Source organism: Desulfosediminicola ganghwensis, from assembly GCF_005116675.2.
GTDB classification, from domain to species: Bacteria; Desulfobacterota; Desulfobulbia; order Desulfobulbales; family Desulfocapsaceae; genus Desulfopila; species Desulfopila ganghwensis.
In genome coordinates, this window is record NZ_CP050699.1 from 2650918 (window position 1) to 2664045 (window position 13128).

10 protein-coding genes are annotated in these 13128 nt (G+C 50.9%); 7 read left to right on the top strand and 3 right to left on the bottom strand.

Translation table 11 applies throughout. The features are described from left to right. Positions 1-3: 3 nt before the first annotated feature. The 3 genes from FCL45_RS11260 to pdhA form a co-directional block, all read right to left on the bottom strand. Positions 4-1332 carry a dihydrolipoamide acetyltransferase family protein gene (locus tag FCL45_RS11260; protein WP_136796863.1) on the bottom strand — a complete coding sequence of 443 codons (1329 nt, stop codon included), beginning with the start codon at positions 1330-1332 and terminating at the stop codon, positions 4-6. Positions 1333-1403: 71 nt separating this feature from the next. Then, a complete protein-coding gene (locus FCL45_RS11265) occupies positions 1404-2381 on the bottom strand; it encodes an alpha-ketoacid dehydrogenase subunit beta (RefSeq protein WP_136796862.1) in 978 nt (325 codons plus the stop codon). Next, complete coding sequence (gene pdhA / locus FCL45_RS11270; RefSeq protein WP_136796861.1) at positions 2374-3495, bottom strand: pyruvate dehydrogenase (acetyl-transferring) E1 component subunit alpha; 1122 nt, start codon at positions 3493-3495, stop codon at positions 2374-2376. The genes FCL45_RS11265 and pdhA overlap by 8 nt, the downstream gene beginning before the upstream one ends. 774 nt (positions 3496-4269) lie before the next feature. Here pdhA and FCL45_RS11275 point away from each other — a divergent pair. The 7 genes from FCL45_RS11275 (at position 4270) to pstA (ending at position 13114) form a co-directional block, all read left to right on the top strand. Then, complete coding sequence (locus FCL45_RS11275; protein ID WP_136796860.1) at positions 4270-6171, top strand: hybrid sensor histidine kinase/response regulator; 1902 nt, start codon at positions 4270-4272, stop codon at positions 6169-6171. A 441-nt stretch (positions 6172-6612) separates the two neighbouring features. Beyond that, on the top strand, positions 6613-7476 hold the full coding sequence (locus FCL45_RS11280; protein ID WP_136796859.1) for a carboxylate/amino acid/amine transporter: 864 nt from the start codon (positions 6613-6615) through the stop codon (positions 7474-7476). Positions 7477-7787: 311 nt separating this feature from the next. Further along, a complete protein-coding gene (locus tag FCL45_RS11285) occupies positions 7788-9215 on the top strand; it encodes a carbon starvation CstA family protein (protein WP_136796858.1) in 1428 nt (475 codons plus the stop codon). A gap of 73 nt (positions 9216-9288) precedes the next feature. After that, positions 9289-9720 (top strand): hypothetical protein, encoded by a 432-nt coding sequence (locus FCL45_RS11290; RefSeq protein ID WP_136796857.1) that lies wholly within the window; start codon positions 9289-9291, stop codon positions 9718-9720. 449 nt (positions 9721-10169) lie between these two features. Beyond that, positions 10170-11195, top strand: a complete 1026-nt coding sequence (pstS, locus tag FCL45_RS11295) for a phosphate ABC transporter substrate-binding protein PstS (RefSeq protein WP_136796856.1) — start codon at positions 10170-10172, stop codon at positions 11193-11195. 69 nt (positions 11196-11264) lie between these two features. Further along, on the top strand, positions 11265-12236 hold the full coding sequence (gene pstC, locus FCL45_RS11300) for a phosphate ABC transporter permease subunit PstC (RefSeq protein ID WP_136796855.1): 972 nt from the start codon (positions 11265-11267) through the stop codon (positions 12234-12236). Then, the gene (gene pstA / locus FCL45_RS11305) at positions 12233-13114 is read left to right on the top strand and encodes a phosphate ABC transporter permease PstA (protein ID WP_136796854.1); all 882 of its coding nucleotides are present in this window, start codon (positions 12233-12235) and stop codon (positions 13112-13114) included. The genes pstC and pstA overlap by 4 nt, the downstream gene beginning before the upstream one ends. Positions 13115-13128: the final 14 nt, after the last annotated feature.

Consider the following 13128-nt stretch of genomic DNA (forward strand, 5'->3'; position numbering starts at 1 on the left):
CTCCTATATCATCGAAATGAGAAGTTCGTCGGGATCTTCCAGAGCTTTTATGATTACCTGCATAAAGCGTATGGCGTCGGCTCCGTCTGCCACACGATGGTCAAAGCAGAGCACAATGGGCATTTGCAGGCGCGGTACGATCTGCATTTTACCGCCCTCGGTGATTACCGCTGGTTGCATCCTGCTCTGGCCAAGGCCGAGAATTGCAATTTCCGGATAGTTGATGATTGCCGAGAAATGGCTGCCGCCTATGGCCCCTGCGTTGGTAATGGTGAAGGAGCCGCCGATTAACTCCTCCCGGCCCGACTTTCGTTCACGTGCCCTGTTGATCGCTTCGTGCAGCTCAACAGATAACTCCTTGATGCTCTTTCGGTCGACATCGCGTATCACCGGTACCATCAGACCATGCTCCGTATCCACCGCCACACCGATATGAAAATATTTTTTGATGATGATCTCCTGTTTAGGCAGATCAAGGCTGGCGTTGAAGTGGGGATAGGCTTTCAGGGCTGTTGCAACGGCTTTTAAAGCGAAAACGGTCATGGTCAATCTGCCGCCGTTGGCCCGGATTATATCTTTATGACGCTGTCGGAATTCTTCCAGGCGGGTAATGTCCACGATGTCCTGGCAATTGACATGGGGGATCTGTGACCAGGATGCGGACATGCGGATGGCGGTTGCGCGACGAATGGACCGGAACGGTTGGCGTTCAACCTCCCCGAATTGGCTGAAGTCCGGCAGTGGTTCAACGGGCAGAAATGAGGCGCAGTGCTCGGATGCTGTCTGGAGAACCATTTTATTCTGGTCCAAATTGACCGATCCACCGGATTGAGCAAAATTACGGACATCTTCTGCAGTGACAATACCATTGGGCCCGGTGGGGGATACCTGATGCAGATCGACCCCAAGCTCTCGGGCCAGCCTCCTGGTGGATGGGGCGGCCGGAACCGGTCGGTCGGGAGGGTGCTGCACTGTTGCCTGACGTTCCCGGGCTTCAGCCCTGGTGTCAGCGGCAGGTTCGCGAGCCGGCTCAGCCCCCTGCACAGCTTCCTGTTCAACGCTTATCTTTGCTGGCTCTGCCTCGTCGGTTGCTGCTGATCCGTCAAAGGTGATGAGAATATCCCCGACTTTGGCGATTTCCCCCTGTGTGACATGAATTTCCGTTACCGTACCGGTGGTGGGAGAGGGGATTTCAACCGCGGCTTTATCTGTTTCAACTTCAAGGATGAGATCTCCTTCCGCAACCTTCTGACCCTCTGTTACGGCCACGGCAAGAATCTCCGCTTCATGAACTCCTTCGCCCAGATCAGGCAACCGAAATGATGAGGTCATATGTGCTCCAGACTTTGCCCGCATTTCCCATGGGCAGCTTTGGTAGAATTCGGCCCAAAGGGAACTGCAGGTTAGTTGTTCAATGTGGCCCGAGCAGCCGCAAGGATTCGCTGTACATCGGGCATATATGCTTTTTCGCGACTGAAGTAGGGGATGATGATGTCGTAACCGGTAACACGTACAAGCGGTGCTTCGAGGTAATAAAATGCTCCTTCCATCAAACGGCTGATGATCTCGGCGCCAGCCCCGAAACTTTGGGGGGCTTCATGCACGATTACCCCATGGCCGGTCTTTTTGATCGACTCGATCATAACAGAGTCATCAAGCGGCGAAATTGTCAGCAGATCGATAACCTCCGCGCTGATGCCAAGTTTCTCTAGTTCCTTGGCGGCCTCCATTGCAGGCGGAATCATTGCCCCGTAGGCGATCATGGTCAGGTCATCGCCTTCCCTGATACACTGCGAACGCCCGATTTCCATGGATTCTTCTTGCTCGGGAACTTCCTCGCGAAAAGCACGGTAAAGGGCTTTGGGCTCATAAAAAATGACAGGGTCCGGATCACGGATTGCCGCAACCAGCAAGGCCCTGGCATTGCGGGGACCGGATGGGATCACCATCTTCAGGCCCGGGGTATGCGCCCAGTAGGCTTCGCGGCTTTCTGAGTGGTGCTCCAGGGCCCGTACGCCGCCGCCATACGGTGCACGCATGACCATTGGTACGTTGAGTCTGCCCTGGCTGCGCCAGCGCATTCTGGCGGCATGATTTTCGATCTGATGAAAGTTCTGGTAGGCAAAGCCGGAAAACTGTATTTCACAGACGGGTTTCAGGCCGTAGACTGCCATACCGATCGCCATTCCGGCTATGGCTGCTTCGGCCAGCGGGGTGTCTATCACTCTTTCGGGACCAAAATCATCAATGAGCGTGTCCGTCACCCGGAAGACACCGCCATCGGGGCCGACATCCTGGCCCAGGATGAGTACGCTGTCGTCTTTGGCCATTTCCTGCCTCAGCGCCAGGTTGAGGGCCTGTACCATCGTCATTTTAGCCATTATGTTCACCTTCTCGCCTGTTCCCGGTTTTAAGAGAGTTCAGGTATCGTAACACTTCCTCTTTTTGTCTGGTTATGTGTGGAGGCAGTTTTTCGAAGAGGTGGTCGAACATGTCGAGTGGGTCGGGGGGGGCAGCCATCTGTTGTTCAGCTTTATGGATCGCCGTCTGTATCCGGTCCAGCACCAGCGATTCGATTTCCTCGCAGTTGGTGTCGTTGAGTATGTTTTTCTGTTGCAGATATTTTTCAAAGCGGCTTAGCGGGCATTTCAATTTCCATTTCTCCACTTCCTCGTCCGAACGGTAGCGGCTGGGATCATCTGCGGTAGTGTGCATCATCACTCGGTAGGTGACGCATTCGATCAGGGTGGGCCCCCCGCCATTGCGCGCCCGTTGAACCGCTTCCTGCGTTGCGACATAGACGGCGAGAATATCGTTGCCATCAACCTGTATACCTGGCATTCCGTAGGCCAGTGCCTTCTGGGCAATGGTTTCGGAGCGGGTCTGTTGCTTGAGTGGAATAGAGATGGCCCACTGGTTGTTCTGGCAGATAAACACCACCGGTACCTGATACACGGCAGCACAGTTCAGGCCTTCGTGGAAGTCACCCTCAGAGGTGGCGCCATCCCCGAAATAGGTCATGACGATCTCACCATTCTTTCTGTACTTTGCCCCGTAGCCAATGCCCGTCGCATGGAGAATTTGTGAACCGACCGGCACAGACATGGGCATATCCTTCTGCTGTTCCGGGATAATGGTGCCTTCGTTAAAGCCGTTATAATAAAGCAAAACGCTCTCCAGTGACCTGCCGCGCCAGATTTCCGCCGCAGTTTCCCGGAAGGCAGGAACCAGCCAATCGCTCTCCTTGAGATGTATGATCGAACCCATCTGGGCAGCTTCCTGTCCCTTAATGGGGGGGAATGTGCCAATTCTTCCCTGTCGTTGCAGATCGAGCATCCTCTCATCAAAACGTCGACCAAGCAGCATGGCCCTGTAAAGTTCCAGCAGGGTGTCTTGTGAAATTTCAGGCTCAAGATCGGTATCGACTTCTCCATGCTCATTGAGTACTGAAAGATGTTCTATTGTTTCGGTAAGGGTTATTGCTGTGCGTGGCATGGCAGCTCCGGAATCAGGAGGTTGTTTTTTATATAATCGGACGGGTAAACAGATGGTCCGGGGAGTCTGAAAAATCACCCTAAGTGTCTGTATATTAAACGATCCTAACTGAAGTATACCTAAGGTTAGAAGAATAGCAAATTGGCCTGCAGAAAAGGCCGGATATGGTGTGGCCGGCTCTCAGAAGTGCGCTTGTAACTTTTTTAGATTGGGAATTTATAAATGTTTTATGGCTAATTGGGAATAATTACTGTGATTTTAGGTGCTACCATAAAAAGCCATGTAAAAATTCATTGAAAAATCCTCAGATGATGGTATCACATCTCTGGGGGGGAAATTGAGCGGATTTGCTTAACGTATTAGATTTATTGGAAAAATGCTTTAGATCAGGGGCGCATTTGCTCCGGTGTCGGAGCTGTCGCGTTATAGGGAACACTTAGGGGAAATCAGGCTTGGAACTGGTGGATGCAACCTGGGCGAATGGAACAGGGTGTTTCCGCGCGTTTTCAGCTTTCAGGTATGATTTCTACTATAAACCCAAGTGTACGATTCTTACCTGGCAGCAGGCAGGAATGTGAGTAGGCAGGATAAGATCAACCATTTTAAAACTACACTGAAACACATGCAAATTACCCCCCACCCAGTCAGCACTGTTTCTTTTGGCATTGCGATGTACTCCAGCAGGTTCCTGCCGGAAAAGGCTTCTGTGCTTTGCAGAAATATTGCAGGATTTATTGTAGCTTCCGATGAAAATGGATCCTCGGGAGATGTTGCATGACTGCAGTTCAAATTTTACTGGTGGATGCTGAAGCCCGTTTTATTGAGATGCTGCAGCCTATCCTGGAGCACCATGGCTACGCCTGTGAAAAGGCAGTTACCGGTGCAGAGGCAATTCACCTGCTAAAATCCAGATCATTCGACCTGGCGTTGCTCGATATAGATCTGCCGGATATTTCAGGCTGTGAGGTGGCTAAATATATTGCTGACACCTGCCCACAGACAATTGCGATCATGCTCACCGGCGGTGGCACTGTTCAGGAAGCGGTACAGGCCATGAAGCTTGGCGCTTATGACTTCCTGCATAAACCATTGAACCATGAACTTCTCTTGCAGACCCTGGAAAAGGCGGTTGAGCATAATCGCCTGAAGACCGAACTCCAAAACAGTGAATACCGTTTCAGGGTACTGGCCGAAGGTGCCTGGGAAGGGATCGTCATCCATAAAGAAGGGAAAATCGTTGAGGCAAACAGACCGTTTCACCAGATGTTCGGTTTTGATACCGAAGAGTCGCTCAAGGGGGTTGACGTTGCACGCTTGCTGCAGCCTGAGTTTGGAGGAAAGCTCCCCACCTGCCCGGACGAAAGGGCAGAAGGAGTGTGTGCGGTCACGATGTGCAGACCTGATGGCAGGGAACTGCCGGTGGAGGCGAAAGCACTGGAAATCGTTTACCAGGAGCAGCCAATGCAGGTCTGGGTGCTGCGGGACATGACCCGGCGGTTGCAGGTCGAGCAGGAAAAACTTGAGTTGCAGAGTAAACTTGCAGCGGCTGAAAAACTTAACGCCCTTGGTCTCATGGCCGGTTCCGTCGCCCATGATCTGAACAATATCCTGACAGGAGTGGTGAGTTATCCTGATTTGCTGCTGCGGCAGATGGATAACAGCAATCCGTTTTATTCTCAGATAGAGAAGATCCGCGAAGCGGGGAAGAGAGCAGCCGCAGTGGTATCCGATCTTATGACCATAACCCGTGGCCGCAATCAGCCGAAAAGCATCCAGAATCCCAATGCACTCATAAAGAACTACCTCGAGTCACTGGAACACACGGAGCGACTCACCCATTTTCCAGGTGCGGAGGTGAAGACCAGCTTGCATCCGGAGGTGGCGAATCTGTGCTGCTCTCCACAACACCTCCATAAGCTGTTGCTTAACCTGATCGGCAATGCTCTTGAGGCTATTGGCCCGGAAGGTACTGTAAAAGTGAGTACCGATAATTGCTCAGTCAAACATCCCCTGCACAATTCGCCGGGGTCTGTGGGAAGCTCATTTGTTAAATTGACGGTTGCCGATGATGGACCTGGAATAAGTGACGAAGACCTCGTACAGATATTTGATCCTTTCTACTCGACCAAGTTCATGGGCAAAAGCGGTACAGGTCTCGGTTTGTCTGTGGTGTGGAATATCGTACAGGATCATGGTGGCTGGATCGAGGTGCATAACACACATCCCGGCGCGAGGTTTGATGTTTACCTGCCGGCTTCGGCAGAGAGTGTACGCGAGGTCTCGGTTATTGGCGGCTCGGTGAAATCGAGAAGAGGAGAGCGGATTCTGGTCGTTGATGATCAAGTCGAGCAGAACGAGATCTTTGAAGCTGCCCTGGGGAAACTTGGTTATACCACTCACTCGCTTACCAGTGGTGAAGCCGCTATAAAGTTTTTGCGGGAGAACAGGGTTGACCTGTTGATGATCGATATACTTATGGGGAAGGGCCTCAATGGGCGCGAGACCCTGGAGGTTATCCTCAAGGAGTGGCCGGAACAGAAAGTCATTGTAGTGAGTGGTTATGCCCGACAGGAGGAGTTTCTGAAATGCAGGGAACTTGGGGTTAACGTCTTTCTCGAAAAACCAGTAACCCTGGCGGATATGGACAGTGCAGTGAGCACCGTGTTGAACTCATAGCCTCCGGAGTACGCTCACAAGGTTTCTTGCTGCAACTTCTTTTTCCGACTCCCCATAATCTTCAGCCTGAAAAGGTGAGCAGAGAGGAGAAAGGCGTGGGAGGCAACTGACGCCATCCTTGATTTATTGAGCATATCGGGTTGTTGGTACGAGCTTTTTAGCTCTCAACTGAGTTTTAGTGGGAGGCAGATTCTTTCTTCTTAAGTTTCCTTGAACATGAATGAAAATGGAAACGTCTTGACCTGGATGGTGGTAGCCTCGTATAAATGAGAACTGCCCTGCACGAGACAGAGTGGGATACGGCGTTTGGGCTATTGGGCTATGGGAGAGATGGAACAATAAAAGATCTTTTGAAACTTTTAGCTGCAGCAGCCTGATCTTAAGTAAGGGAGAAGTATGCTGCCATAAAGAGAGTTTCAGCCATGTAATCGGGAGAATGTTATGGTTTATCTGGTTGGCATCACCTGTCTGTGGGCGTTTTCATTCAGTCTTATCGGTGTTTACCTGGCAGGCCAGGTTGACTCATACTTTGCGGTGTTGACCCGTGTATTTCTGGCTGCCCTGGTTTTCCTGCCTATGCTGCGCAGAATCCCCGTACATCTTGCAACGAAATTTATGGCCCTTGGTGCAGTGCAGCTCGGGCTCATGTACATATTTTACTACAAGTCCTTCTTGCTGTTATCTGTTCCTGAAGTACTTGTTTTCACCATTCTCACACCGGTGTATGTCACCCTTATCTACGATCTCATGCAAGGGCGGTTCAGCTACCGCTATCTGGTCAGCGCTGTGATGGCCGTGATCGGCGCTGCGATTATTCGCTACAACGCGGTTGGTTCCGAGGTCTTGCTGGGTTTTCTGGTTGTACAGGGGGCAAATCTCTGTTTTGCGCTAGGCCAGGTCGGCTATAAGGTGGTTTTGGAGAGAAACAAGCTTGATCTGCCCCAGCGAGCCGTGTTCGGATATTTCTATCTCGGGGCTTTGATTGTGGCAGGTTGTTCCTGGATGATTTTCGGCAACCCGGGAAAATTGCCTGTCACAACAACGCAGTGGGGAATACTGGTTTACCTCGGAATCGTTGCCTCTGGACTCGGCTATTTTCTCTGGAACAAGGGCGCCACCATGGTGGATGCAGGAGTACTGGCGATAATGAACAATGCGCTGGTACCGGCAGGCCTCATGGTTAATCTGCTGATCTGGAACCGGGAGGCGGATCTGTTGCGGTTGAGTCTTGGTGGTGGAGTGCTGCTACTTTCCCTGTTTTTCCACAAGTATTGGGCAAACCGAAATATCTCACGTGCTTTTTAATATTGCAGGTAAAGCTGGTACGTTCTCATGAACTATTCGAGTGAAAGGAAGACAGCCAGAAATTGCCCGACCTGCTGAAATGCCCCTGTCAACCGGCACCTTTGACCGGTTCACCGTCTTAAAACAGCCCGTCCTGGAATATTCTCACCGGGACGGGCTGTTACGCCATTAAAAATAAAAAATCAATAGACGCCACATAAGGTCATCCTTATGATAGGATTTAGGTGGGGAACTGTTACACTGCCCTCTGCAGATCTGATACGTATTGCCTCCTTAATCCTCTTGCTAAACGCCTTACCTGAGTTGAGGTTATGATAATATTTTTTGCGAGCGTTGCCGCGCTTATAATTGGCTATCTGGTTTACGGGGCGGTTATTGACAGGATTTTTGGTGCGGATCCAAACAGAAAAACCCCGGCAGAAACGATGCAGGATGGGGTCGATTATCTCGAGCTTCCGCCCTGGAAGATCTTTCTTATTCAACTCTTGAACATAGCTGGTTTAGGCCCGATTTTCGGCCCAATTCTGGGGGCGTTGTATGGGCCTGTGGCGTTGGTCTGGATTGTGCTGGGAGCAATCTTCGCCGGTGCTGTACACGATTACTTTTCCGGCATGCTCTCGGTTCGTTATAACGGACAAAGTGTGCCGGATGTAGTGGGGCAAAATCTCGGAATGCTTTTCAAGCAGTTCATGCGTGGTTTCTCTGTGATTCTCCTGATTTTGGTTGGGGTGGTATTTTTTCTCGCGCCTGCGGAATTGTTACAGAATCTGACCGGCATTGACGTGAAGATTTTGGTCGGTATCATCCTGGCATATTATTTTATGGCGACAATTCTTCCCATCGACAAGATAATTGGCAGAGTGTACCCCATTTTCGGCGCCATACTGATCTTTATGGCGGTTGGTCTTATGACTATGCTGATAGCCAAAGGATATGATTTTTATCCGCAGAGAACGCTGGTAAACGTCAATCCGCAAAATCTGCCACTCTGGCCGCTGATGTTCATAACGATTGCCTGTGGGGCGGTGAGTGGATTTCATGCCACCCAGTCACCTCTCATGGCCCGTTGCCTGCCGAATGAAAAATATGGCCGTAGCGTCTTCTACGGTTCGATGATTGCCGAGGGAGTTATCGCTCTGATCTGGTGTACACTGGCCATTTCATTTTTTCATACCCCGGAAATGTTGAACAAGGTTCTCGGAGAAGGTGGTCCGGGGCTGGTGGTCAATCAGGTTTCCACAACTCTGCTTGGTCCATTTGGCGGGGTATTGGCCATTATCGGTGTTGTGCTGTTGCCTATCACCTCAGGAGATACTGCTTTTCGCAGTGCCCGGCTGATATTAGCCGATACGTTCAAACTCTCCCAGGTTGAACCGGTCAAACGCCTGTTGATAGCGGTACCGCTTTTTGCTGTGGGTTTTCTTATTTCGTTGTCAGAGTATGGACTTATCTGGCGCTATTTCGGCTGGGCCAACCAGACTTTGGCAACAGTGGTTCTCTGGGCGGCCGCCATGTATCTCCTGAAGCACGGTAAACTGCATTGGGTGGCAAGTCTTCCGGCAACGTTCATGACGGTTGTTGTCGTCACTTTTCTTGCAAACTCCGGGATAGGATTTGGCTTGCCCATGAACGTCTCTACTTCAATAGGTCTGGGAGTGGCGTTCGTGATTGTTGTGGCCTTTTTCAATAAAGCGAGGACGCTTCGTATCCAGGGAAAGGAGTTTGGCGAACCGCAATAAAATTCAGTTTTGATCACGACAGGCGCCTGCTCCTTGCTCCGTGTGTATCTACAGACCGTAAAGGGTGGCTGGGATGAAGAAAGGTCGTACATTTTTTCTTTTGCTGTGGCTTACATTTTGTCTGCCTATGTCTGGATTCGCTAATGATTACGCCGGGCAGTGGCTGGGAACTATTAGAGAGTCGATCAACATGTGCGAAGGTTTGGGGAAGGCGGAACCAGGCGATTATAAGCTGACAATAATCCAGCAAGGGCCCGATATAACCATCATGGATAATGTTCAACAGAAGCCCTATACCGGGGTGATCCGGCCGGAGCAGCCGCTTGAAGCGTTTGTTCAGGGAACGTATGTGGAACACGGGGGCTATATAAGCGAGCTTGTTACTATCCAGTTTACCGATGAGGGCAGGGGGGAAGGTGAGTCTGTCTGGCGGTGGTCGGATGGGTACCATGGTTGCGGTGGACGATTTTCATTTGTTCTGACCAGGATAAGACCATATAAGTAAATGATTTTCTGTGAAAAAAGTGATTGTGAAGGGGGCTCCGGGCGTTGAATGGTGCACCAGTTGTAACTGGGGCAAGGAAAAATAATTTGTCCCGATATTTTATTTGATGAGTGAAGAACTTGTTCTGGCGGCAAATTTAACGAAAAACTCATAATTGGAGACTGGCTACGATGCACGTGTTGGTAACTATCCCTTCTGGTGAGGAAAAGTGTCTTAATGAAATTGTAACAAATGTAACGATATGACGCTTGTAGTGGAGTGGTATGTGGGTTAGTTAATGCCTTGAGATAGTTATAAAAAATATGATTTCAAGCTGTCGTGATCGGGTGCGTCAGCGCTGTTGTTTGCGGAAGCCGGGGTTACTTGTTTTTTTACTAACGAACGTATATTCATCTCGTCGACAGAGTGATCTATCTCGAACACATTCGTAAACAAGGAGAACAGCTATAATGAAGAAAATATTGTTGTGCGCAATTGCAACTTTTTGCCTGCTTAGCGTGTCCACAGTTCAATCAGCACTTGCCAATACCCGCCTCGTAGGTTCAGGGGCCAGTTTCCCCGCGCCTTTGTACTCAATCTGGTTTCAGCAGTTCAGCAGAGCGAATTCCGATATTCAGGTGAACTATCAGTCCAAAGGCTCTGGTGCAGGTATCCGTGATTTCCAGAACGGTGTTGTCGATTTTGCGGCAAGTGACGCCGCTATGTCAGAAGAAGAGATTGCTGCGGTTGAAGGCGGTGTACAGCTTCTGCCCATGACTGCAGGTGAGGTTGTGCTTGCTTACAACCTGCAGGGTGTTGCGGAACTCAAGCTTCCCCGTGAAGTGTATCCTGCGATTTTCCTTGGCCAGATAAAAAAGTGGAACGACCCTAAGATCGCTGAAGCAAACCCGGGAGTTACTCTGCCGGATCTTGACATCACCGTGGTAACACGCGCTGACAGCTCTGGTACTACGTACGTTTTTACCAAGCATCTGAGCACCATTAACGAAGAATTCAGCAATGGGCCGGGTACTGGTAAAGCAATAAATTGGCCAAATGATGTTAAATTGGTCCGTTCACCGAAAAATGACGGTGTTACTGCGACCATTAAGCAGACCCCGGGTGCCATCGGGTACATTGAGATGGGGTTTGCACGTATGGCCCGGCTCGCCATGGCGGTGCTTCAGAACAAAGAGGGTGAGTATGTGAAGGCTGGTAAAGAGGGTGGTATGAAAGCCCTGGCCAGTGTTGAAATCCCGGAAGACATGATCGTATGGGCTTCCGATCCTGCCGGCAAGGACTCGTATCCAATAGTTACCTACACCTGGATGGTTTTCCACAAGAAATACGATGATCCGAAAAAAGCAGATGCTCTTCGCAGGATGGTAGAATACTGCCTCGACGAAGGCCAGAAAGTATCTGACAGAGCAGGCTATATCGAGTTGCCGGCAAACGTAGTTGAGCGTGTCCGCGAAGCTTCTAAAAATATCCAGTAAATATTTTCCTGGATACTTGTCAGTGTACCACCTGAGGCGGGCAAACCCGCCTCGTGGAGTTTAAGAGAAATGCCCCACCACACAGACCCGAATACCGCTGAAGCGGGCTCTTTGTCGCGACCACCGTCAAAGGGAGACATATTATTTGATACATCATTTCGATGGATGACCCTGGCATTTACCTGGGCAACCATTTTTTTGCTTGGATACATCGTCTTTAAAATCGGTGGACAGGCATTGCCGGCGATCAGCCAATATGGCTTTAAATTTCTCACCACTACCACCTGGGATGTGAATGCCGGCCAATTCGGCATTCTGCCGGAAATATGGGGAACTCTCTACAGTTCGTTTCTTGCCCTTATTTTCGGTGGATTCTTCGGGGTGAGCATTGCAATTTTTGTCACCCAGGATTTTTTGCCGAAAAGCGTGGAACTGGTCCTGAAAAACCTGATTGAGTTACTTGCAGCGATTCCGAGTGTTGTTTACGGCCTATGGGGCATTTATGTCCTGATTCCAATTGCCAGGCCTGTGGCAGAAGTTCTGCACAGCACATTCGGCTGGGTTCCGTTTTTCTCAACCAGCTTGAGTGGACCGGGCATGTTCCCGGCGGCGATAGTACTTTCCATCATGATTTTACCGACTGTTGCCGCCATATCGCAGGATGCGCTCAGGTCGGTCCCGCTCAAGACCAAAGAAGCAGCTTTCGGTATGGGGACCACGCGCTGGGAGGCAATACTGCGCGTGATGTTGCCCACCGCCTCCGGCGGTATCTTCGGTGCCCTGGTGCTTGGCTTCGGTCGCGCACTTGGGGAGACCATGGCGCTGGCTATGCTGGTTGGTAACTCAAACCAGATCAGCCTCTCTGTATTTGCACCTGCCAACACTCTAGCTGCATTGCTGGCCTTGAACTTTCCCGAAGCCGGACCGCACGAGGCCGCGGTTCTCATGTATGCCGCCTGCGTGCTGCTGCTGATTACCCTGCTGGTGAATATTGCCGGTGCGGCCCTGATCTCTTTCATGGGGCCGGGAGGTAGGAAATGAGTGACATGAAAAAGCAGGACATCTTACCCAACCTTGAACGTCAGCCCTTTGAACCGCGTGCTCTGAAGTCCATCGTGCTCAGTACCATTACCGTAATTTGTGCGCTGATAGCGATTGTGCCGCTGTTCTCGGTACTGGTGATGCTGCTTTACAAGGGCGGCAAGAGGCTGAATTTAGAGGTGTTCTACTCGTTGCCACCAACGGCTTTTGATCTGGGCGGCGGTTTTGGCAATGCCATCCTGGGCACCCTGTTTATGGTTGGTGTCGGTGCTCTGATCAGCATGCCGTTCGGTGTTCTGGCGGCAATATTCCTGGCTGAACTGGGTTCGCACAGCACGGTCGCCAAGGTGGCGAGATTCTGCGCCAAGACCATGACCGGTCTGCCATCGATCCTGGCCGGTGTTTTTGCCTATGCGGCCGTTGTTCTCGTCATGGGTTCATACTCTGCCTGGGCTGGTGGTATTGCGCTGTCACTGCTGATGATTCCAGTCGTGATGCTGACTACTGAAGAGGCGATCAAGATGGTGCCGAATCCGATGAGAGAGGCAGCATTCGGCATGGGATGTACCCAGGCTCAATCGATGACCAAGGTTATTTTGCCGGTGGCCCTGCCAAGTATTATTACTGGTGTGGTACTTGCCGTGGCACGAGCTGCAGGTGAAACCGCACCGCTGCTTTTCACAGCGCTTTTCAGTGATTACTGGCTACGGGCCAATGAGCCGACAGCGTCCCTCGCGGTACTCATTTACAATTACTCGGGTATGCCGTTCGAAAATCAGATCGAGCTTGCCTGGGCAGCATCGCTGGTGTTGGTGCTGCTTGTTTTTGTATTGAATATGATCAGCCGTGCCATTGGCCGGCGTACAAGAATTAAATAGAGAATTCAATCCGC